The 20317-nt window shown below is 62.2% G+C and carries 19 protein-coding genes; 13 read left to right on the top strand and 6 right to left on the bottom strand.

What is annotated here, in order from left to right; translation table 11 throughout:
- Positions 1-145: 145 nt before the first annotated feature.
- Entirely contained in the window at positions 146-952 is an 807-nt protein-coding gene (locus ACN8M7_RS15455; RefSeq protein ID WP_490261327.1) for an MOSC domain-containing protein, read from the top strand.
- A 102-nt stretch (positions 953-1054) separates the two neighbouring features.
- On the opposite strand, the gene ACN8M7_RS15450 is transcribed toward ACN8M7_RS15455, so the two are convergent.
- Positions 1055-2983: a transglycosylase SLT domain-containing protein gene (locus ACN8M7_RS15450; protein WP_490261326.1), complete on the bottom strand. Its 1929-nt coding sequence runs from the start codon at positions 2981-2983 to the stop codon at positions 1055-1057.
- 239 nt (positions 2984-3222) lie between these two features.
- On the opposite strand from ACN8M7_RS15450, the gene ACN8M7_RS15445 reads away from it, so the two are divergent.
- On the top strand, positions 3223-5148 hold the full coding sequence (locus tag ACN8M7_RS15445) for an ATP-binding cassette domain-containing protein (RefSeq protein WP_061240406.1): 1926 nt from the start codon (positions 3223-3225) through the stop codon (positions 5146-5148).
- Between the two features lie 18 nt (positions 5149-5166).
- The gene (locus ACN8M7_RS15440) at positions 5167-5853 is read left to right on the top strand and encodes a DUF6901 family protein (RefSeq protein ID WP_061240302.1); all 687 of its coding nucleotides are present in this window, start codon (positions 5167-5169) and stop codon (positions 5851-5853) included.
- 81 nt (positions 5854-5934) lie between these two features.
- Here the strand turns inward: ACN8M7_RS15440 and ACN8M7_RS15435 are convergent, their stop codons facing one another.
- Both ACN8M7_RS15435 and ACN8M7_RS15430 read right to left on the bottom strand, forming a co-directional pair.
- Positions 5935-6384 (bottom strand): universal stress protein, encoded by a 450-nt coding sequence (locus ACN8M7_RS15435; RefSeq protein WP_061240303.1) that lies wholly within the window; start codon positions 6382-6384, stop codon positions 5935-5937.
- Between the two features lie 146 nt (positions 6385-6530).
- Positions 6531-7352, bottom strand: coding sequence for a hypothetical protein (locus tag ACN8M7_RS15430; protein ID WP_490261325.1), 822 nt, complete (start codon positions 7350-7352; stop codon positions 6531-6533).
- Positions 7353-7819: 467 nt separating this feature from the next.
- Here ACN8M7_RS15430 and fadB point away from each other — a divergent pair, with 467 nt between their 5' ends.
- From fadB to ACN8M7_RS15400, 6 genes are all read left to right on the top strand, one after another.
- The gene (fadB, locus tag ACN8M7_RS15425) at positions 7820-9967 is read left to right on the top strand and encodes a fatty acid oxidation complex subunit alpha FadB (RefSeq protein ID WP_490261324.1); all 2148 of its coding nucleotides are present in this window, start codon (positions 7820-7822) and stop codon (positions 9965-9967) included.
- A 30-nt stretch (positions 9968-9997) separates the two neighbouring features.
- Positions 9998-11173 carry an acetyl-CoA C-acyltransferase FadA gene (gene fadA / locus ACN8M7_RS15420; RefSeq protein ID WP_490261323.1) on the top strand — a complete coding sequence of 392 codons (1176 nt, stop codon included), beginning with the start codon at positions 9998-10000 and terminating at the stop codon, positions 11171-11173.
- A 73-nt stretch (positions 11174-11246) separates the two neighbouring features.
- On the top strand, positions 11247-11483 hold the full coding sequence (locus ACN8M7_RS15415; RefSeq protein ID WP_490261322.1) for a DUF1653 domain-containing protein: 237 nt from the start codon (positions 11247-11249) through the stop codon (positions 11481-11483).
- A 253-nt stretch (positions 11484-11736) separates the two neighbouring features.
- Positions 11737-14346, top strand: coding sequence for a type I DNA topoisomerase (gene topA / locus ACN8M7_RS15410; RefSeq protein ID WP_490261321.1), 2610 nt, complete (start codon positions 11737-11739; stop codon positions 14344-14346).
- A 127-nt stretch (positions 14347-14473) separates the two neighbouring features.
- Positions 14474-14992 carry a DUF6586 family protein gene (locus tag ACN8M7_RS15405; RefSeq protein ID WP_490261320.1) on the top strand — a complete coding sequence of 173 codons (519 nt, stop codon included), beginning with the start codon at positions 14474-14476 and terminating at the stop codon, positions 14990-14992.
- An 80-nt stretch (positions 14993-15072) separates the two neighbouring features.
- Positions 15073-15312 carry a hypothetical protein gene (locus tag ACN8M7_RS15400; protein ID WP_024307543.1) on the top strand — a complete coding sequence of 80 codons (240 nt, stop codon included), beginning with the start codon at positions 15073-15075 and terminating at the stop codon, positions 15310-15312.
- Positions 15313-15372: 60 nt separating this feature from the next.
- Here the strand turns inward: ACN8M7_RS15400 and sulA are convergent, their stop codons facing one another.
- Positions 15373-15843 (bottom strand): SOS-induced cell division inhibitor SulA, encoded by a 471-nt coding sequence (sulA, locus tag ACN8M7_RS15395; protein ID WP_490261319.1) that lies wholly within the window; start codon positions 15841-15843, stop codon positions 15373-15375.
- A 9-nt stretch (positions 15844-15852) separates the two neighbouring features.
- A complete protein-coding gene (gene lexA / locus ACN8M7_RS15390) occupies positions 15853-16467 on the bottom strand; it encodes a transcriptional repressor LexA (protein WP_490261318.1) in 615 nt (204 codons plus the stop codon).
- Positions 16468-16695: 228 nt separating this feature from the next.
- Here lexA and ACN8M7_RS15385 point away from each other — a divergent pair, with 228 nt between their 5' ends.
- From ACN8M7_RS15385 to ACN8M7_RS15370, 4 genes are read left to right on the top strand one after another with little or no spacing between them, the layout of a single operon-like run.
- Positions 16696-17403, top strand: a complete 708-nt coding sequence (locus ACN8M7_RS15385) for a TetR/AcrR family transcriptional regulator (protein ID WP_490261317.1) — start codon at positions 16696-16698, stop codon at positions 17401-17403.
- Positions 17404-17452: 49 nt separating this feature from the next.
- Positions 17453-17980: a L,D-transpeptidase family protein gene (locus ACN8M7_RS15380; RefSeq protein WP_490261316.1), complete on the top strand. Its 528-nt coding sequence runs from the start codon at positions 17453-17455 to the stop codon at positions 17978-17980.
- A gap of 11 nt (positions 17981-17991) precedes the next feature.
- The gene (gene nagZ, locus ACN8M7_RS15375; RefSeq protein ID WP_490261315.1) at positions 17992-18990 is read left to right on the top strand and encodes a beta-N-acetylhexosaminidase; all 999 of its coding nucleotides are present in this window, start codon (positions 17992-17994) and stop codon (positions 18988-18990) included.
- 10 nt (positions 18991-19000) lie between these two features.
- Positions 19001-19738, top strand: coding sequence for an S-methyl-5'-thioinosine phosphorylase (locus ACN8M7_RS15370; protein WP_490261314.1), 738 nt, complete (start codon positions 19001-19003; stop codon positions 19736-19738).
- A 52-nt stretch (positions 19739-19790) separates the two neighbouring features.
- Here ACN8M7_RS15370 and ACN8M7_RS15365 read toward each other — a convergent pair whose 3' ends face one another.
- Positions 19791-20312: a CsiV family protein gene (locus ACN8M7_RS15365; RefSeq protein ID WP_490261313.1), complete on the bottom strand. Its 522-nt coding sequence runs from the start codon at positions 20310-20312 to the stop codon at positions 19791-19793.
- Positions 20313-20317 lie beyond the last annotated feature (5 nt).

The raw sequence follows: 20317 nt of genomic DNA, 5'->3' as shown, positions 1-20317 counted from the left end.
CGCAGTGCGGGGAGACCCGCCGAGCGCTGATGGCTGGTCGTGCCATAACCCAGCTTCGCTGACCTGCAAATTTTCCCGAGTCTTGCTGCTTGTGAGCTGCGCCGTCAGCTCGTATAACGGCGTTTTGCCAACAGGAGCCTGACCCATGCTGAGTCTCTCGGGGCTGTACCGTTATCCGCTCAAGTCCGGTCGCGGCGAAGTGTTGCAGCGCAGCGCGGTCGACGGTCTCGGTGTGCAGGGTGATCGGCGCTGGATGCTGGTCGACGCCGACAATGGCCGCTTTATCACCCAACGCCTGCTACCGCAGATGAGCCAGCTAAGTGCTCTTTACGATGCGCGCGGCGGCTTGACCCTGAGTGCGCCTGGGCGTGACGATCTGTCCGTGGCGCTGCCCGATCCCGAGCAGGACCTGCGCGGCGTCATCGTCTGGCGTGACAGCCTGCGTGTGCCGGATGCTGGCGATGAAGCGGCGGCCTGGCTCAGCGATTTGCTCGGCAAGCCCTGCCGTCTGGTGCAAGTGCCGGAGGGACGTACGCGCCAGGTCGATACCGCCTATGCGCAGCCGGGTGATCGCGTGGCCTTTGCCGATGGTTTTCCGCTGCTGCTGATTGGCCAGGCGTCGCTGGACGATCTTTCCCTGCGCGTCGGGCAGCCACTTTCCATGCTGCGTTTCCGCCCCAATCTGGTCGTCACCGGCAGCGAGGCCTATGCCGAAGACAGCTGGAAGCGCATCCGCATCGGTGAGGTGGAGTTCGAGGTGGCCAAGGGGTGTTCGCGCTGCATTCTCACCACCATCGACCCGCAGACGGGCGAGCGCAATGCCCAGCGCGAGCCTTTGGCCACGCTCAAGACCTACCGCGAGCGTGATGGCGACGTGTACTTCGGTCAGAACCTGTTGCCACGCGGCATCGGTGAGCTGCAGGTCGGGATGACGGTCGAAGTGCTGGAGTAGCAAGAACCGAACGCCATGCGCCACTGAAATGATGCACCTTGGAGCCTCGGTGCAGGAAATGACAAGCCCCGATCTGACCCTGGTCCGATCGGGGCTTTTCCTTTACTGATCGTCAAAGAAACGCTCGTTCCACGCTACCAGTGGGTGCGGCGCGTTGAGTTTCTGGCCGTAGATCACCGAGTAGGACAATACGTTCTGCACGTACTGGCGGGTTTCGTCGAACGGGATGTTCTCCACCCAGACGTCATAACTGAGGTGATTGGCGCCGCGCAGCCACTGGCGCACTCGGCCAGGGCCGGCATTGTAGGCCGCCGAGGCGAGCACGCGGTTGCCATTGAACTGGCCGTACACCTGGCTCAGGTAAGCCGCGCCCAGCTGGATGTTGGTGTCCGGGTTGAGCGCCTGCTGTGGCGATGCCAGGGGGATACCGAACTTGCGTGCGGTGTCCTTGGCGGTGCCGGGCATCAGTTGCATCAGGCCCATGGCGCCAGCGTGGGAGCGAGCGTCGGCCATGAAGGCGCTTTCCTGGCGGGTGATCGCGAATACCCAGCTCGAGTGCAGGTCACGGCGCTTGGCTTCGCGCACCAGTTCGCTGCGGTGGGCCATGGGGAAGCGCACTTCCAGGTCGTCCCAGTACTTGGCCTGGCTGATGGTGCGGATGGCCGGGAAGTACCATTCCATTTCGTAGGCGAGGCGCGCCTGGGCCACCAGCTCGTCACGGCTGAACAGGCGACTGACGTGATACCACTCGCGGCGACCGTCGACGATCTGGCCGCGTTCATGGAATTCCATGGCGCGCTTGATGCCAGCGGTGTTGCGCACTTTCTGCACCACCTTCGGATCGAGTGCCAGCGGCTGGTTGTTCAGGGCGTAAGGTGCCTTGACCTGATCTGCCGCCATGAAGCCATAGAAGTCACGCTCCTTGGCCAGCGCCTGGAACAGCACCGCAGGTTGCTGGCTGTTGGGCTGCGCCAGTTGCAGGCTGCGCGCATTCCAGTAGCGCCAGCGGTTGCTGCTGGCCAGATCGGATGGCATGCGTTGGGTCAGCTGATACGCCTCTTCCCAGCGGCCGTGGCGCAGCAACAGGCGCGCACGCCATTCGCTGACGGTGTTGTCGCGCAGCTGTGGGTCGTACTTGCTCATCACCTGCAGGCCACGCAGGTCGAAGCGTTGCGCCAGGCGCAGACCGATCTGGCGGGCGATGGCGACCTGTTCGTCCGAGGAAAATTTCATGCGCTTGGCATAGCCCTCGAGCAGGTCCAGGGCATCTTCAGGATTTTGCCGGGCCAGGCGGCGCAGGCCGAGGCCGACTACGTCGCTCATGGCCTCATCTGCTGGGGCGAAGCGTGCGGTGTTCTTCAACAGTTGCGGCTTCTGCGCCACTTCGACCATCAGCTTGCCGCGCTCGCCGAGTGTCGGCATGCCTTTGATCAGGAAGTTGGCCAGGCCGTAGTTGCCGCTTTCCACCGCCAGTTTGGTGCGCTGCCAGCGTCGCTGCTCGGTGAGCTGGCCATTGGCAGCCCAGCGTTCGAACAGCGGATCGCAAGCGTTGGGCTGCGACTTGCCCACCAGCCAGAGTTTCTCGGCGGTGGCGTTGCCTTCAGCGGTCAGGCCGTGGCTCATCTGGTACTGGCCGTACAGGCAGTCCAGCTCGGTGAAGTTGAGCGCCGGGTCGTAATGATCGAGGAAGGGCTTCCAGTCGCCACGTTCGGCCAGCCAGCGCAACCAGCGCAGTTTCATCCAGTTGGCCTGGGGCAGGTCGCCGTGCTCGGCGAGGAATTTCTCGATCTCGGCATTGCTTGCCGACTTGAGGCGACTGGTCAGCTCGTCATAGGTGAGGTAGGGCGTCAGCGGGTAATCGCGCAGGGCGCTGGCGTACTGGCGATAGGGGCCGCTGTCGCCCTTGGCCAGGGCGCGCTTGGCTTCATCGTAGTACTGGCGCTGCTGGGTGAGGCTGGCGGCTTCGACACTGGCGACACCAGTGGCGGTGAGAATCAGACAGGAAACTACAGAGAAAAAGCGACTGCGCATGGCATTTCCAGGGGGGGAAGCAGAGGTATGGGGCAACACGGTCCGTGTCGTTGCATACCCCTAGCTTAGCGTTTCATGGGGGCGCGGTGAATGCCGCCGGGCCGGATGGACACATACAGCAAAAATGCGCGGAGCCGGCGCCGACGGATGCGCGGGAATTGCGTCTTGCATCTTGGTGGAAACGGCAACGGCCGGCGGGCAACTCGGGTAGAATGCGCCGCCTGTTTCTGGAGATGCCCATGACCCTGCTCAAGTTTGCCGACGTATCCCTCGCCTATGGCGCCATGCCCCTGCTCGACGGGGTGTCCTGGCAGATCGCGCGAGGTGAGCGGGTGTGCATCATCGGCCGCAACGGCACCGGCAAATCGAGCATGTTGCGCCTGGTCAAGGGCGACCAGATGCCCGATGACGGCGAGATCTGGCGTGCGCCTGGGCTGAAGATCGGCGAGTTGCCACAGGAGTTGCCGCGAGCCGACGAGCGTACGGTGTTCGACGTGGTCGCCGAAGGCTTGGCCGGCGTTGGTGAGTTGCTGGCGCGCTATCACCACCTGGCGCAGAACATCCAGGGTGATGACGACCTCGAGCAACTGATGCACGTGCAGCAGGAGCTGGAAGCCAAAGATGGCTGGCGTCTGCAGCAACTGGTCGACAGCACCCTGAGCCGCCTGCAACTGCCGGCAGACAAAACCCTGGCCGAGCTTTCCGGTGGCTGGCGCCGTCGCGTGCTGCTGGCCCAGGCGCTGGTCTCCGAGCCCGATCTGCTGCTGCTCGACGAGCCGACCAACCACCTGGACATCGGCGCCATCGCCTGGCTGGAAGAAGCGCTCAAGGATTTTGGCGGCGCCGTGTTGTTCATCACCCACGACCGTTCCTTCCTGCAGAACCTGGCTACGCGCATCCTTGAGTTGGATCGTGGCGGGCTGATCGACTGGAACGGTGATTACGCCAGCTTCCTGGTACACAAGGAGCAGCAGCTCGCCGCCGAGGAAACCGCCAACGCGCTGTTCGACAAGCGTCTGGCCCAGGAGGAAGTGTGGATTCGCCAGGGCATCAAGGCCCGTCGTACCCGTAACGAGGGGCGCGTGCGTGCGCTCAAAGCGATGCGCGCGGAGCGTAGTGAGCGACGTGAGCGCCAGGGCAAGGCGAATATCCAGCTCGATACGGCGGACAAGTCCGGCAAGCAGGTGATGGTGGCTGAGAATGTCAGCTTCGCGCACAGCGGTGGCCCGTTCCTGGTCAAGGATTTTTCCATGGTCCTGCAGCGCGGTGATCGTATCGGTCTGCTCGGCGCCAACGGCACCGGCAAGACCACGCTACTCAAGCTGCTGCTCAGTGACCTGCAGCCGAGCAGCGGCAAGATCGAGGTGGGTACCAAACTGGAAGTGGCGTATTTCGACCAATTGCGTCACCAGCTCGAACCGGAAAAGACGGTGATCGACAACGTCGCCGAAGGTCGTGACTTCATCACCATCGATGGCCAGAGCCGCCATGTGCTGAGCTATCTGGGCGACTTTCTGTTCAGCCCACAACGCGCCCGTACCCCGGTGAAGGCGCTCTCAGGGGGTGAACGGGCACGACTATTGCTCGCCAAGTTGTTCAGCAAACCGGCCAACCTGCTGGTGCTCGATGAACCGACCAACGACCTGGACGTGGAAACCCTGGAACTGCTCGAAGAAGTCCTGCTCAATTTCCCTGGCACCGTGCTGATGGTCAGCCACGACCGTGCCTTCCTCGATAACGTCGTGACCAGCACCCTGGTATTCGAGGGTGAGGGCAAGGTGCGCGAATACGTCGGTGGTTACCAGGACTGGCTGCGCCAGGGTGGTTCGCCGCGCCTGCTTGGTGTGGGTGAAAGCAAGTCGGGCAAGGCCGAGCTGGCCACGGCCATCGTCGAAACACCGACTCCCGCCGCCACGGCGCCGGTGCAGGAGAGCGCCGAGCCGGCGAAGAAGAAACTCAGTTACAAGCTACAGCGCGAGCTGGAGGCGATTCCGGGGCAGATCGATGCTCTGGAGCAGGAAATGGCTGCTGTGCAGGAGCAGGTCTCTGATCCTGCCTTCTATCAACAGCCGGTGCAGATCACCACCGAAGTATTGGCGCGTCTCGACGACCTGCAGAAGGAAATGGACAGGTTGCTCGAGCGCTGGGCAGAACTGGAAGGCTGACGAAGGAACGAACGGGCAATGGCCATCGAGTACCGCATCACTCTCGACGACAATCATCAGTTCAGCTATCGGATCGAACTGAACCGCGAATATGACCCCGTAGAGGCGCAGCAGGCGCCGGCCTGGACCCGGCTCGGGCATCAGCAATGCAGCAATTGTCCGCTTAGTCGTGAGCAGTTCAGCCATTGTCCGGCGGCAGTCGACCTGCATCGGGTGATCGAGGACTTTCATGGCCTGCCGGCATTCAAGAAAGCCAGTGTCTGGGTGCGTACGCCCGAGCGCGAGTACACCAAGCATGTCGGTCTGGAAGAGGGCCTGCGTGCGCTGCTTGGGGTGATCATGGCCACCAGTGCCTGTCCGGTGCTGGCGCGTCTGAAACCCATGGCGCAGAACCATCTGCCTTTTGCCAGCAACCAGGAGTTCATCCTGCGCGCGGTATCGCTGTACCTGGCGCGGCAGTACTTCAATATGCGTGAGGGGCGTCTGGCCGATTGGGAGTTGAAGGGGCTGGTGCGCCTGTTCCAGCAGTTGAAGCTGGTCAATCAGGCCTTCTGGCAGCGCATCCATGACACCTGCGAGGGCGACTCCAACCTCAAGGCCTTCCTCACCTTCTTTTCGATGTCATCGAGCATGACGGTCTCGCTGGAGACCCAGCTGCAGAAGATCCGCCCGCTGGTCATGAGCGCGGGCGAGTCGTTCGAATAGGGCCGAAGGCCGCTGAAGCGCCTCCCACGGACAGAGCCAACGTGGCTACTGTGCGGGAGGGGCTTTAGTCGCGCCGCTATCTCAAGCGCTTTTATCCGCCTTTTTCAGGCGCACGGCGAGCACATCGCAGGGCGCGCCGTGCAGCACGTCATTGGCGGTGGAGCCCAGCAGCAGCGCCAGACCGTGGCGGCCATGGCTGCCGACCACGATCAGGTCGCAACCTTGCTCTTCGGCGAGGCGGTGGATTTCCTGGCGGGGTTGGCCATAAGCCAGGTGGCGTTGGTCTGCGGTCAGCTCCGGGTATTTGCCGGTGAAGCTGTCCAGGCGCTCGCGGGCTTGTTCGAACTGCTGCTGTTGCAGCATCGACAGATCCATCGGCACGTCACCGCCAAAGGCCATGGCCATCGGTTCGACGATATGCACCAGGGACATCTTGGCACCGCTGGCCTGAGCCAGCTTCTGCGCGCGTACCACTACGGGGTCGCATTCCTCGGTCAGGTCGACAGCGACCAGAATGTGCTGATAGGGCATGGTGAACTCCTCCTCAAGGGGGCAAATGGCTCTGTACCAAGTATGGCCCCATTGTGCGGGATAGGGCGACTGGTCATGAATGGGCAAAGAAAAGCCCGGTGCAAGCACCGGGCGAGGGTTGGCCAGGCAGGCCGGAATCTGATGCATCAATGCTGGCTTGCCGCGTACTGGGCGGCAACGCCCTCCAGACCGTCGATGATGCTGTCGGAATACTTGCTGATCAGGAAGGGTACGGTGTTCTCGTTGTAGTTGCGCAGGGATTTCTCGATGTAACGCCACTTGGTGCCGATGGCGTTGAGGGCCGCGCGGATCTCCGGGGTGTTCTGCTCGGCGTTGCTGAGGTTATCCAGCTTGCTGGCAAACTCGCCAGCCAGTTCGTCGATGGCGCGCTCCTCGCCGCCACCAAAGAAGCTGGCGCCGACCGAGGCGCTGCGTGAAGCATAGTCCAGCGCGATGCTCTGCATCAGCAGGCTTTGCTCACGGCTCTTCTGGGTCAGCGGCGGTACGCTGAAGCCGCTTTCTTGCTGAATTGTCTGATACAGCTGCTGACTGACGGCCATGATGCGCTGGTTGTTTTCGGCCAGGTCGGCTACCGGCTGCAGGTCGGTATAGCCCTGGCTGCGCATGGCCTCCATCAGCGTCTGAAGCCCGTTTCGGTAGCTCTGCCAGTTGCTCAGTAGCTGCGCTCGCAGGGCTTTGCTCGCATCGCCGGGCATTTCGCCGAGACCGTCCAGGTAGGCTTGGCCCTCCTGCAGTGATTCGCCAATCATCCGGGCGTAGCGCTGATCGCCTTCCATGCCGTTGTACATGTAGAAGTCGCCCAGGCTCTTTTGTGTGGCCAGACTCAACTGGTGCAGGCGCAGCAGGTCGTCGGCCGGCGCGGCGTGGAGCAGGGTAGGGGACAGCAATGTGAAGAAGAAAACGAGCAGGGCGCTCAGGGGAAATGCAAGCGAACGGCGGCTCGACATTGGCGACTCCGTGTGGCCCGTCGTGGGGCTCGATTTGTTTTTGTATTGCCTTCAGGTGGCGCTATGCCAGCTGAAAGTGAGACGACTGTACCCGGAGCCCGGCAGTTTGGCTAGGCACCCGGTGGTGTCTGCAACCGGCCTGAAAACGCCCGCAATGGCTCGACATTGACGCTATTTATCGGAATCGGCTGAAGGCCGCGAATGACCAGGCTTGCAGAATTCGTCGAGAAATCGACGAAAACAGCCCAATTGACAAGCGCCAGCTTTTCCCTGAAGGTGTGCACACCCAAATCAAACGGGCGTATGAATTGAGCGTTTGCCTGGTCAGGCGCGCCACTACAGCCCGAATATCGCGTCGGTGGGTATGTCGTACCGATTGGAGCTATGCTCGACGGCTGTGCCGTGAGCTGGCCTGCCGGTTGGCTCCGATGTGTACTGTTCAGCTTCCATACCGTGGAGATCAGTTGATGATTTACGAAGGTAAAGCCATCACGGTTAAGGCTCTTGAGAGCGGCATCGTCGAATTGAATTTCGACCTCAAGGGTGAGTCCGTCAACAAATTCAACCGTCTTACCTTGGCCGAACTGCGCGCCAGCGTGGACGCAATCAAGGCTGACGGTTCGATCAAGGGCGTGATTGTCACCAGTGGCAAGGACGTGTTCATCGTCGGTGCCGATATCACCGAGTTCGTGGACAACTTCAAACTGCCCGATGCAGAGCTGGTGGCTGGCAACCTGGAAGCCAACAAGATTTTCAGTGATTTCGAAGACCTCGCCGTACCGACCGTCGTCGCCATCAACGGCATTGCCCTGGGTGGCGGTTTCGAGATGTGCCTGGCCGGCGACTATCGCGTCATGAGCGAGACCGCGAAGATCGGTCTGCCGGAAGTCAAGCTGGGCATCTACCCGGGCTTCGGCGGTACCGTGCGCTTGCCGCGTGTGATCGGTACCGACAACGCGGTCGAGTGGATCGCCTCCGGCAAGGAAAACCGCGCCGAAGACGCGCTGAAAGTCGGCGCCGTCGATGCTGTGGTCGCGCCCGCCAAGCTCAAGGACGCTGCGCTGGACCTGGTCAAGCGCGCTATCTCCGGCGAGCTGGACTACAAGGCCAAGCGTCAGCCCAAGCTGGAAAAGCTCAAGCTCAACGCCATCGAGCAGATGATGTGCTTCGAGACCGCCAAGGGCTTCGTCGCAGGCCAGGCCGGCCCGAACTACCCGGCACCGGTCGAGGCGATCAAGTCGATCCAGAAAGCCGCCAACTTCGGCCGTGACAAGGCGCTGGAAGTCGAGGCCGCCGGCTTCGTCAAACTGGCCAAGACCTCGGTTGCCGAGAGCCTGATCGGTCTGTTCCTCAACGATCAGGAACTGAAGAAGAAGGCCAAGCACCACGACGAAATCGCGCGTGACGTGAAACTGGCTGCCGTACTCGGCGCCGGCATCATGGGCGGCGGTATCGCCTACCAGTCGGCTTCCAAGGGCACGCCGATCCTGATGAAGGATATCCGTGAAGAGGGTATCCAGATGGGCCTGAACGAGGCCTCCAAGCTGCTCGGCAAGCGCGTCGAGAAGGGCCGCATGACCCCGGCGAAGATGGCCGAGGCGCTCAACGCCATCCGTCCGACCATGTCCTACGGTGATTTCGGCAACGTCGACATCGTCGTCGAAGCCGTGGTCGAGAACCCCAAGGTCAAGCAGATCGTGCTGGCCGAAGTGGAAGGCGTCGTACGTGAGGACGCCATCCTGGCTTCCAACACCTCGACCATCTCCATCAGCCTGCTGGCCCAGGCGCTCAAGCGCCCGGAAAACTTCGTCGGCATGCACTTCTTCAACCCGGTGCACATGATGCCGCTGGTCGAAGTCATCCGTGGCGAGAAGTCCAGCGAAGTGGCCGTGGCCACCACCGTTGCCTACGCCAAGAAGATGGGCAAGAACCCGATCGTGGTCAACGACTGCCCCGGCTTCCTGGTCAACCGCGTGCTGTTCCCGTACTTCGGCGGCTTCTCCAAGCTGCTGGGCTTCGGTGTCGACTTTGTGCGCATCGACAAGGTGATGGAGAAGTTCGGCTGGCCCATGGGCCCGGCCTACCTGTCCGACGTGGTCGGCATCGACACCGGTCACCACGGCCGTGACGTGATGGCTGAAGGCTTCCCGGACCGCATGGCCGTGGAAGGCAAGACCGCCGTCGACGTGATGTACGAAGCCGACCGCCTGGGCCAGAAGAATGGCAAGGGCTTCTACGCCTACGAGACCGACAAGCGCGGCAAGCCGAAGAAGGTCTCCGACCCGGCTGCCTACGAGCTGCTGAAGTCGATCGTGGTCGAAGAGCGTGAAGTCACCGACGAGGACATCATCAACTTCATGATGATCCCGCTGTGCATGGAAACCGTTCGTTGCCTGGAAGACGGCATCGTCGACACCGCAGCCGAGGCCGACATGGGCCTGATCTACGGCATCGGCTTCCCTCCCTTCCGTGGCGGTGCGCTGCGCTACATCGATTCCATCGGTGTCGCCGAGTTCGTCGCCCTGGCCGACAAGTACGCCGACCTGGGCGCGCTGTACCACCCGACCGCCAAGCTTCGCGAAATGGCCGCCAACGGCCAGAAGTTCTTCGGTTAAGCGCGCAACGACTAGAGCGAGAGTGAATTTATGAGCCTGAATCCTAGAGATGCAGTGATCGTCGACTTCGGTCGTACCCCGATGGGTCGTTCCAAGGGCGGCATGCACCGCAACACCCGCGCCGAGACCATGTCCGCGCACCTGATCAGCAAGCTGCTGGAGCGTAACGCCAAGGTCGATCCGGCCGAGGTCGAGGACGTGATCTGGGGCTGCGTCAACCAGACCCTGGAGCAGGGCTGGAACATCGCGCGCATGGCGTCGCTGATGACCCAGATTCCGCACACCAGTGCCGGCCAGACCGTCAGCCGTCTGTGCGGTTCGTCCATGAGCGCGCTGCACACTGCCGTGCAGGCGATCCAGACCGGCAACGGCGACGTGTTCGTTGTCGGCGGTGTGGAGCACATGGGCCACGTCGGCATGATGCATGGCGTCGACCCGAACCCGCACCTGTCGCTGTACGCCGCCAAGGCGTCCGGCATGATGGGCCTGACCGCTGAAATGCTCGGCAAGATGCATGGCATCAGCCGCGAGGCGCAGGACGCCTTTGGCGAGCGTTCGCACCGTCTGGCGCACAAGGCCACCGTCGAAGGCAAGTTCAAGGATGAAATCATCCCGATGCAAGGCTACGACGAGAACGGTTTCCTCAAGATGTACGATTTCGACGAAACCATTCGTCCGGAAACTACCCTCGAGAGCCTGGCTGCGCTGAAACCTGCCTTCAACCCGAAAGGTGGCACCGTGACTGCCGGTACGTCCTCGCAGATCACTGACGGTGCTTCCTGCATGATCGTCATGAGCGCCCAGCGTGCTCAGGACCTGGGCATCCAGCCGATGGCCGTGGTTCGCGCCATGGCCGTTGCCGGTGTCGACCCGGCGATCATGGGATACGGCCCGGTGCCGTCCACTCAGAAAGCGCTCAAGCGTGCCGGTCTGAGCATGGCTGACATCGATTTCGTCGAGCTCAACGAAGCCTTCGCAGCCCAGGCCCTGCCGGTGCTGAAGGATCTGAAGCTGCTCGACAAGATGGAAGAGAAGGTGAATCTGCACGGCGGCGCGATCGCCTTGGGGCACCCCTTCGGTTGTTCCGGAGCCCGTATCTCCGGTACCCTGCTCAACGTCATGAAACAGAACGGCGGCACCCTGGGTGTCTCCACCATGTGCGTGGGCCTTGGCCAAGGCATCACCACCGTCTTCGAACGCGTTTAAGCGCAAGGCGACAGAAACCGGGGCCCAGTGCCCCGGTTTTGCTTTTTACGGCTTTTTATTTCGGGAACCGCTCATGCAGTTGCAGCCAGGACTCTATCGCCACTACAAAGGCCCGCAGTACCGTGTATTCGGTGTGGCGCGTCATTCCGAGAACGAGGAAGAAGTGGTGGTCTACCAGGCGCTGTACGGCGAGTTCGGCCTCTGGGTGCGGCCTCTCAGCATGTTCTGTGAAGAGGTCGAGGTGGACGGCAAGCGCGTTCCACGCTTTGCTTTGATTCAGGCTGAAGTCAGCCCTATCGGCGGTTCTTGAGTCTGACTGCGCAGTCCCTGCGCTTGACCTTCGCTTGGTCGCCACTATATATAGCGGGGCCTTAGAACCTGTTCACGATCTGTTGCGCGTCGGCGCTACTGCGTTAAAAACAAGCTCGGAATGCTCATTTACCACTCGTAAACTCCGCTTCCTCGCTTGTTTTTGCCTTGTATCACTCTAGCTCACTAGCTCGTGAGCAGGCTCATATGGCTCCCAGCCTTCTATATTTCGCAATTCAGGAATTTTCTGATCCATGGGCAAATCGCTGGTCATCGTGGAATCCCCGGCCAAGGCCAAGACCATCAACAAGTACCTGGGCAACCAGTACGTGGTGAAGTCGAGCATCGGCCACATCCGTGACCTGCCTACCAGCGGCTCGGCAAGCGCCACCAAGGAGCCTGCCAAGCGTGGCAAGGCTGCTGCTGGTGAGGTGCCTGCACTGTCGCCCAAGGAAAAGGCCAAACGTCAGCTGTTCGCCCGCATGGGCGTCGACCCCGAGCACGGCTGGAAAGCCAAGTACGAGATCCTGCCCGGTAAGGAAAAGGTCATCGACGAACTGCGTCGTCTGGCCAAGGATGCCGACACCATCTATCTCGCAACCGACTTGGATCGCGAGGGGGAAGCCATTGCCTGGCACCTGCGCGAGTCCATCGGCGGCGATGACACCCGCTACAAGCGCGTGGTGTTCAACGAGATCACCAAGAAGGCGATCCAGGAAGCCTTCTCCAAGCCGGGTGAGCTGGACATCAACCGTGTCAACGCCCAGCAGGCGCGCCGCTTCCTCGACCGCGTGGTGGGCTACATGGTCTCGCCGCTGCTGTGGGCCAAGATCGCGCGTGGCCTGTCTGCCGGTCGCGTGCAGTCGGTGGCGGTGAAACTGGTGGTGGCACGCGAGAAGGAAATCCGTGCCTTCGTCCCGGAAGAATACTGGGAAGTGCACGCCGATCTCGGTACCGCGAAGAACGCCAAGGTGCGCTTCGAGGTGGTGCGCGAAGACGGTTCAGCCTTCAAGCCGGTCAACGAGGCGCAGGCCATGGCCGCGCTGGAGAAGCTCAAGGCCTCCAGCTACAGCGTGGTCAAGCGCGAAGACCGTCCGACCAGCAGCAAGCCATCGGCACCTTTCATCACCTCGACCCTGCAGCAGGCCGCGAGCAATCGCCTCGGCTTCGGCGTGAAGAAGACCATGATGATGGCTCAGCGTCTCTACGAGGCTGGCTACATCACTTATATGCGTACCGACTCGACCAACCTGTCGAACGATGCCGTGGAGATGGTGCGCGGCTTCATCGGCAGCGAGTACGGCGACAAGTACCTGCCGGGCAAACCGAATCAGTATTCGAGCAAGGAAGGCGCTCAGGAGGCGCACGAAGCGATTCGTCCGTCCGACGTCAACCTGCGCCCGACCCAGCTGTCCGGCATGGAGCGCGATGCCGAGCGCCTGTACGACCTGATCTGGCGCCAGTTCGTGGCCTGCCAGATGCCGCCGGCCGAATACCTGTCCACCAGCGTCACCGTGGCCGCTGGCAGTTTCGAGCTGCGTGCCAAGGGCCGCATCCTCAAGTTCGACGGTTATACCCGTGTGCTGCCGCAGCAGAGCAAGCCGGGTGAGGACGACGTCCTGCCGGAAATGAAGGAAGGTGAAGGCCTCAAGCTGATCCAGCTCGACCCCAGCCAGCATTTCACCAAGCCGCCGGCGCGTTACTCCGAAGCCAGCCTGGTCAAAGAGCTGGAAAAACGCGGCATCGGCCGGCCGTCCACCTACGCGGCGATCATTTCCACCATTCAGGATCGTGGCTACGTGACGGTGCATAACCGCCGCTTCTATGCCGAGAAGATGGGCGACATCGTCACCGAGCGTCTCGACGAGAGCTTCGCCAACCTGATGGATTATGGTTTCACGGCTGGCATGGAAGAGCGTCTGGACGACGTGGCACAGGGTGAGCGTGAGTGGAAGCATCTGCTCGACGAGTTCTACGGCGACTTCAAGAAGAAGCTCGAGGCGGCCGAAGCCGGCGAGGGCGGCATGCGTGCCAACCAGCCGACCCTGACCGACATTCCGTGCCGCGAGTGCGGCCGGCCGATGATGATTCGTACCGCCTCCACCGGCGTGTTCCTCGGCTGCTCCGGCTATGCGCTGCCGCCGAAGGAACGCTGCAAGGCCACCATCAACCTGGTGCCGGGCGACGAGATCGCTGCAGACGACGAGGGCGAGTCCGAATCGCGGGTTCTGCTTGGCAAGCACCGTTGCCCGATCTGTTCCACGGCCATGGATGCCTACCTGCTGGATGAAACCCGCAAGCTGCACATCTGTGGCAACAACCCGGACTGCACGGGCTACGAGATCGAGCAGGGCCAGTACCGCATCAAGGGCTACGAAGGGCCGAGCCTGGAGTGCGACAAGTGCGGCAGCGAGATGCAGCTCAAGACCGGCCGTTTCGGCAAGTTCTTCGGCTGTACCAATGCCAGTTGCAAGAACACCCGCAAGTTGCTCAAGAACGGCGAAGCCGCGCCGCCGAAAATGGACAAGGTGGAGATGCCGGAGCTCAAGTGCGAGAAGGTGGACGACACCTACGTGCTGCGCGACGGCGCCTCGGGTCTGTTCCTCGCTGCCAGCCAGTTCCCGAAGAACCGTGAGACCCGTGCGCCGCTGGTGCTGGAAATCGTCCCGCACAAGCATGAGATCGACCCCAAGTACCACTTCCTCTGCGAGGCTCCGCAGAAGGATCCGGACGGTCGCCCTGCGGTGATTCGCTACAGCCGCAAGACCAAGGAGCAATACGTGCAGTCCGAGGTCGACGGCAAGCCGACCGGCTGGCGTGCGTTCTACGATGGTGGCAAGTGGAAGGTCGAGGACAAGCGCTAGCGCTGGCTCACGATCAGCTGCGTGTCGCTCTGGCGTCGTAAGCGGCGCTCTGAATGCCTGGACGAGATGCGCGTCAGCTCCCGCTGGCGCGCGTATCATGGCTCGATCTGTAGTGGAGGGCGCCGCAATGGCCAAAGAAATCTATACCCGCACCAATCAGAAGATCTTCTTCGCCGGTATCGCTCTGGATAACTGGCGCAAGGCCGAGGCTTCCTCGGCGTTCAATGTGCAGGCGCTGGTACAGGCCGAGCGCGAGGCCGCGCTGTTTCACCTGTACGGTGGGCTTCTCGGCTTGTGCCATGAGATTGCCGGCTACTACCGCATGAGCGACGACGCGCCCTCGCGTGTCGAGTCGTTCGTTCAGCAGGTCGTGCTCGATGGCGCGCCCAGTCCCGAGCTGGCTGAACTGGTCGAGTTGGCGCAGCAGCGTGAAACCTGGCTGGCTGAGCTGCTCGCTGCCTATGCCGCGTTGTTCCAGCCGCCGCGCGAGGCGCCCAAGGCCAAGGTCGATCCGTCCATGCCCCTGATCACGGCTGTCAGCGTCGGTGAGGAGCCTGTCGAGTTGAGCCTGGACGACGTAGATGCCTGGCGGCAGCAGCTCAAGGCTGTGGTGCTGCGCTTTCGTGAAGGCCTCAGCGAGTGCTGATTGCGCATATCTGGACAAGTGGACTGGGGATGATCCCGTTCGACTGTTACAATGTCATGTTTTCGCATCGAGACTGAACCATGCCCACATCCTTTCTGGAAATCGTCGAACTGCCCGATGGGCGTATTGCCCTGCGTCGTGCAGAGGATGAAGAGGCGTTGGTGACCTTGGATTTCTCCGCTGATGCCAAAGCCTTTCTGCAGGGGCAGCACATCGAAGTCGCCAAGGCCATGCTCAATGTTGGCGTGCAGATGGCCGGTCGAATGGCTGAGGGCGATTTCAGTAGCGAAGAAGAAGAAGGCCCGCGCGTCTTGCACTGAAGTGGTTACGGCTTAACGAAAACGGGGCTCCAATGGAGCCCCGTTTTCGTTTGCGGATCTTCAGCCCAGGCTGATATTCAGGCTTTGTGCGGCGCCGGCATTGGCGGCTTGGGCGAGACGCTGGCGCGTGCTGCGTTCAACCGGGTGCAGCCAGCTGATGACGGTGTGGCTGCGCCCCAGCTTGAGTGCTTCCTCGGCCAGTTCCAGCGCGTTTTGCCCTTGTCGCGGATGCAGCAGTAGGATGCGTTCACGGTTCAGCCCGGCATCGCGCAGCCAGCTTTGCGTGAGGCTGGCCGGCGGTGCCACCAGCGTCAGCCAGCGTGCATCCTGATTCTGGCTCAGTTCACGCAGGATCGGGGCCAGCAAGTGCAGGCAGTGGCCGGCCGCTCCACGCAGAGCCAGTTCGCTGAAAGCCTGATCATCCTCGTTAGTGGAGGTGTCATCGGTAACCAGTGGGGCGCTTGGCGCTCCAGCAAGGAAGGCGTCGAAAAGGGCAAGTTGTGGGCGTTCGAACGATTGCTGCACGTACATGGTGTCTCCTCAGCGGCGGATTACACCGACGCTCAAACCTTCGATGACCAGATCCTGGTGTTCCAGGTCCACTTCGATCGGGGCGAAATCAGGGTTCTCGGCAATCAGCCAGACCTTGTTGCCTTCGCGCTTGAAACGTTTGACCGTCACTTCATCGTCGATGCGGGCAACGACGATCTGGCCGTTGCGGGCTTCGCGGGTGGTGTGCACGGCGAGCAGATCGCCGTCGAAGATGCCGATGTCTTTCATGCTCATGCCGCGCACACGCAGCAGGTAGTCGGCTTTGGGCTGAAAGAACGCCGGGTTGATCTGGCAGGATTCCTCGACGTGTTGCTGAGCGAGGATCGGTGCACCAGCGGCTACGCGGCCGATGACCGGGAGGCCTTCATCCTCGTTTGCGGCGCCTGCCTCGAAGCCCGGAATGCGGATGCCGCGCGAGGCGCCTGGGGTCATCTCGATGGCGCCCTTGCGGGCGAGGGCCTTGAGGTGTTCTTCTGCCGCATTGGGTGATTTGAAACCCAGCTCCTGAGCGATTTCCGCGCGGGTAGGGGGGTAGCCGTTGTCTTCCAGGCAGCGTTTGATGAAGGCGAGAATCTCGGCTTGGCGTGGCGTCAGTTTCAGCATGGCTGGGCTCTGTCTTTTTATACAGTGACTGGGATTATATACAGTAAGTCGGGCTTGGCAACGGTCTATTTGCAGGCGCCGATCTTTCCGCTTGTTACCCGCGTTGGCTAATCTGCGTCTCTGCTTGTTGTAAGCTGTGACCGGGCGGCCAAAAGACGGCTCATGCGGCTTGACAATGCGGTGGGCTGAAACGTATGTTTCAAACAAGTGTTTGTCAGGTGATAACTCATGGCTCAGTCGGAAACCGTTGAACGCATTCTCGATGCTGCGGAACAACTGTTCGCGGAAAAAGGCTTCGCCGAGACATCACTGCGTCTGATCACCAGCAAGGCCGGCGTCAATCTGGCCGCGGTCAACTATCACTTCGGTTCGAAGAAGGCGCTGATTCAGGCGGTCTTCTCGCGTTTTCTCGGGCCATTTTGCGCCAGCCTGGAAAAAGAACTCGATCGTCGTCAGGCCAAATCCGAAACCCAGGTTTCCCTGGAAGAGTTGCTTGAACTTCTGGTCGAGCAGGCGCTGGCCGTGAAGCCGCGCAGCGGTAACGACCTGTCGATCTTCATGCGTCTGCTCGGTTTGGCTTTCAGTCAGAGCCAGGGCCACCTGCGCAAATACCTGGAAGAGGTCTACGGCAAGGTCTTTCGTCGCTACATGCTGTTGGTGCATGACGCCGCGCCGCGCATTCCTCCGCTTGAGCTGTTCTGGCGCGTGCACTTCATGCTTGGCGCCGCGGCGTTCAGCATGTCCGGTATCAAGGCCCTGCGAGCGATGGCCGAGACCGATTTCGGCGTCAATACCTCGATCGAGCAGGTGATGCGCATGATGGTGCCGTTCCTCGCCGCCGGCATGCGCTCTGAGACCGGGGTCAACGATCCGGCGCTGGCTGGTGCGCAACTCAAGCCGCGGACCAAGACGCCAAGCGCTGCCCCCAAGGCATGACCCGGCAGTAGGTGGGCTTGGCTTCGCCCTTCGGCTAAGCTAGCGGCCCATGTCCGATCTCGATTTATTGCATATCTCCATTGCCGATCAGGCGCTGTACGGCTTCAGCGCCGGGCGACTGGTGTTGCGTTTGTCCGTATCCACCGCACGCAATGGAGTGGGCGAGCGCAATGCCTCGGGCTGCACGCCGCGGGGGCTGCACCAGGTGCGCGCGAAGATCGGCGCCGGTTTGCCGCTGGCGGCGGTGTTGCGCGGGCGGCGCTGGACTGGTGAAGTGTGGTCGCCGCAGCTTCACCAGCAGTTTCCTGGCCGCGACTGGATTCTTACCCGCATTCTCTGGTTGAGTGGTCTCGAACCAGGGCGCAATCGCCTGGGCGAGGTCGACACCTTCCGTCGCTACATCTATTTGCACGGCACCCCGGATACGGAACCCATGGGCGAGCCGTTGTCCCATGGCTGCATCCGTTTGCGCAACGCCGACATGCTGGCGCTCTTCGAGCGCGTGCCCTCGTATTGCAGGGTGCGTATCGACGAGGCGTCTTGCCCGCAGTGGGCTGCCAACCTGGCTTTCAAATAAGGAATATGTTCATGCAAGGCTCTTTGATGATGGACGTCGCCGGCACCTGGCTGACCGCCGAGGATCGCCAGATGCTGCGCCAGCCCGAGGTGGGCGGCCTGATCATTTTTGCCCGCAACATCGAATCGCCGCGTCAGGTGCGCGAGCTGTGTCAGAGCATTCGCGCCGTGCGCCCGGACCTGCTGTTGGCGGTGGACCAGGAAGGTGGTCGGGTGCAGCGTCTGCGCCAGGGCTTTCTGCGGCTGCCGGCGATGCGCGCGATTGCCGACAACCACAACGCCGACGAACTGGCCGAGCACTGTGGCTGGCTGATGGCGACCGAGGTACTGGCGGTCGGGCTGGATCTGAGCTTCGCTCCGGTGCTGGATCTCGATCACCAGCGCAGCGCGGTGGTCGGTAGTCGTGCGTTCGAAGGCGATCCGCTGCGCGCCACCACACTGGCAGCTGCCTTCATCCGTGGCATGCATCAGGCCGGTATGGCCGCCACCGGCAAGCACTTCCCTGGGCACGGTTGGGCGGAAGCGGATTCCCACGTGGCCATCCCGGTCGACGAGCGCAGCCTCGATGACATCCGTGCCTGTGACATGCAGCCGTTCAAGCGGCTGGCTGGTGAACTCGATGCCGTGATGCCGGCACATGTCATCTATCCGCAGGTCGATGAGCAGCCGGCGGGTTTTTCGCGCCGCTGGTTGCAGGACATCCTGCGCGGTGAGCTGGGCTTCGACGGCGTGATCTTCAGCGACGACCTGTCCATGGCCGGTGCGCACGTGGTCGGCGATGCCGGCAAGCGTATCGAAGCTGCACTTGCCGCAGGCTGTGACATGGGCTTGGTATGCAATGACCGCGGCTCGGCTGAACTGGCCCTCAGCGCACTGCAGCGCTTGCAGGTCATGCCGGCCCCGCGCCTGCAGCGCATGCGCGGGCGTGGCCATGCCTGTACCGATTATCGCCAGGCGCCGCGCTGGTCGACGGCAGTGGCTGCGCTGAGGACGGCGCAGTTGCTCGACTGAGGTTCGACTTATGACCGTTCACGCGCTCATCGGAGGTACCGGGTTGGCCAATCTGGAAGGCCTCGCGATTCGTCAGAGGCTGACGCTGGATACGCCTTATGGTGCTCCGTCGGCCGATATCCTGCGTGGCGAGTATGCCGGGCGCGAGGTGCTGTTTCTCGCCCGTCATGGTCAGCCGCATCGCATTGCGCCGCATCAGGTCAACTACCGCGCCAACCTGTGGGCGCTGAAGCATGCCGGGGCTCGCGCGATCGTCGCGGTCAATGCCGTGGGCGGCATTCATGCGGCGATGGGCGCGGGCCACTTCTGCGTGCCGCATCAACTGATCGATTACACCGCCGGGCGGGCGCACACCTTCTTCGAGGGCGAACTGAATCAGGTGACGCACGTCGATTTCAGTCACCCCTACGATGCGGCATTGCGCGAGCGCCTGATCGCGGCGTTGCGTGCTGAAGGGGCTGCCTTCAGCAGTCATGGCGTGTACGGCTGTACGCAGGGGCCACGCCTTGAGACGGCGGCGGAAATCGTGCGGATGGAGCGCGACGGCTGCGACCTGGTCGGCATGACCGCCATGCCCGAGGCGGCGCTGGCGCGCGAGCTGGCGTTGCCCTATGCCTGTCTGGCGCTGGTGGTCAATCCTGCTGCGGGCAAGGCGTCGGGGCTGATCACCATGGCGGAGATCGAGCGCGTACTGGAGCAGGGGATGGGGACGGTCAAGGCCGTGTTGGCGCGCGTGTTGAGTGACTAACTTCTCTGCGCCAATGAAAAGGGCCGCTTAGCGGCCCTTTTGCGTCCTGCGCTCAAAGCGGGCTGATGCGCACCAGTGCACCGAGGCTGCCGTGATCGAGATAGGTCAGGCTGTTGTCCTTCAGGCGCTGGGCGACTTTCATGTGTTCGCTGCTTTGCAGCAGACCGTCGGCGCTGAAGCTGTTGATCCAAAGCTCCAGGTCCAGATCGGCGAAGCGATCCTGGGTGAAGGTGAGGGTGCCCTCTACCGGGTAGTGGCCGAGGTGGTCATCGCCACTGGTGACGGCCACGCGACTGGCTGAGGAGCCCAGTGTCTGGCTCCAGGCCTTGTGCAGCAGAAGCTGGTAGCCGTTGCCGGGATTGAGCTTGGCGGCCTCGCTATCGAGGCTGGTGGCGCGCTCGCTGCCGGCGATCGGCAGTGCGGTGCCGGCCCAGTCATCGGGGGCGATCTTCGGTGCGACCACCGGCTCACCGGCCTGGCGGAATACCAGCAGTTCCACCTGATACAGGCGTTCGGCGAAGGCGTTCGGTGCGAGCAGGCAGAGCAGCAGGGCGATCAGGTGCAATGGGCGCATTTGAG

This window comes from Pseudomonas spartinae, from assembly GCF_965197125.1.
Classification (GTDB): Bacteria; Pseudomonadota; Gammaproteobacteria; order Pseudomonadales; family Pseudomonadaceae; genus Aquipseudomonas; species Aquipseudomonas composti_A.
The sequence above is the reverse complement of the archived record's forward strand: the minus strand, read 5'-3'. Positions and strand labels throughout refer to the sequence as shown.

What these genes read in the sequence shown, in the direction of transcription:
- ACN8M7_RS15455 (WP_490261327.1), top strand. Translation starts at nt 146, where the DNA reads ATGCTGAGTCTCTCGGGGCTGTACCGTTATCCGCTCAAGTCCGGTCGC.
- ACN8M7_RS15450 (WP_490261326.1), bottom strand. Translation starts at nt 2,983, where the DNA reads ATGCGCAGTCGCTTTTTCTCTGTAGTTTCCTGTCTGATTCTCACCGCC.
- ACN8M7_RS15445 (WP_061240406.1), top strand. Translation starts at nt 3,223, where the DNA reads ATGACCCTGCTCAAGTTTGCCGACGTATCCCTCGCCTATGGCGCCATG.
- ACN8M7_RS15440 (WP_061240302.1), top strand. Translation starts at nt 5,167, where the DNA reads ATGGCCATCGAGTACCGCATCACTCTCGACGACAATCATCAGTTCAGC.
- ACN8M7_RS15435 (WP_061240303.1), bottom strand. Translation starts at nt 6,384, where the DNA reads ATGCCCTATCAGCACATTCTGGTCGCTGTCGACCTGACCGAGGAATGC.
- ACN8M7_RS15430 (WP_490261325.1), bottom strand. Translation starts at nt 7,352, where the DNA reads ATGTCGAGCCGCCGTTCGCTTGCATTTCCCCTGAGCGCCCTGCTCGTT.
- fadB (WP_490261324.1), top strand. Translation starts at nt 7,820, where the DNA reads ATGATTTACGAAGGTAAAGCCATCACGGTTAAGGCTCTTGAGAGCGGC.
- fadA (WP_490261323.1), top strand. Translation starts at nt 9,998, where the DNA reads ATGAGCCTGAATCCTAGAGATGCAGTGATCGTCGACTTCGGTCGTACC.
- ACN8M7_RS15415 (WP_490261322.1), top strand. Translation starts at nt 11,247, where the DNA reads ATGCAGTTGCAGCCAGGACTCTATCGCCACTACAAAGGCCCGCAGTAC.
- topA (WP_490261321.1), top strand. Translation starts at nt 11,737, where the DNA reads ATGGGCAAATCGCTGGTCATCGTGGAATCCCCGGCCAAGGCCAAGACC.
- ACN8M7_RS15405 (WP_490261320.1), top strand. Translation starts at nt 14,474, where the DNA reads ATGGCCAAAGAAATCTATACCCGCACCAATCAGAAGATCTTCTTCGCC.
- ACN8M7_RS15400 (WP_024307543.1), top strand. Translation starts at nt 15,073, where the DNA reads ATGCCCACATCCTTTCTGGAAATCGTCGAACTGCCCGATGGGCGTATT.
- sulA (WP_490261319.1), bottom strand. Translation starts at nt 15,843, where the DNA reads ATGTACGTGCAGCAATCGTTCGAACGCCCACAACTTGCCCTTTTCGAC.
- lexA (WP_490261318.1), bottom strand. Translation starts at nt 16,467, where the DNA reads ATGCTGAAACTGACGCCACGCCAAGCCGAGATTCTCGCCTTCATCAAA.
- ACN8M7_RS15385 (WP_490261317.1), top strand. Translation starts at nt 16,696, where the DNA reads ATGGCTCAGTCGGAAACCGTTGAACGCATTCTCGATGCTGCGGAACAA.
- ACN8M7_RS15380 (WP_490261316.1), top strand. Translation starts at nt 17,453, where the DNA reads ATGTCCGATCTCGATTTATTGCATATCTCCATTGCCGATCAGGCGCTG.
- nagZ (WP_490261315.1), top strand. Translation starts at nt 17,992, where the DNA reads ATGCAAGGCTCTTTGATGATGGACGTCGCCGGCACCTGGCTGACCGCC.
- ACN8M7_RS15370 (WP_490261314.1), top strand. Translation starts at nt 19,001, where the DNA reads ATGACCGTTCACGCGCTCATCGGAGGTACCGGGTTGGCCAATCTGGAA.
- ACN8M7_RS15365 (WP_490261313.1), bottom strand. Translation starts at nt 20,312, where the DNA reads ATGCGCCCATTGCACCTGATCGCCCTGCTGCTCTGCCTGCTCGCACCG.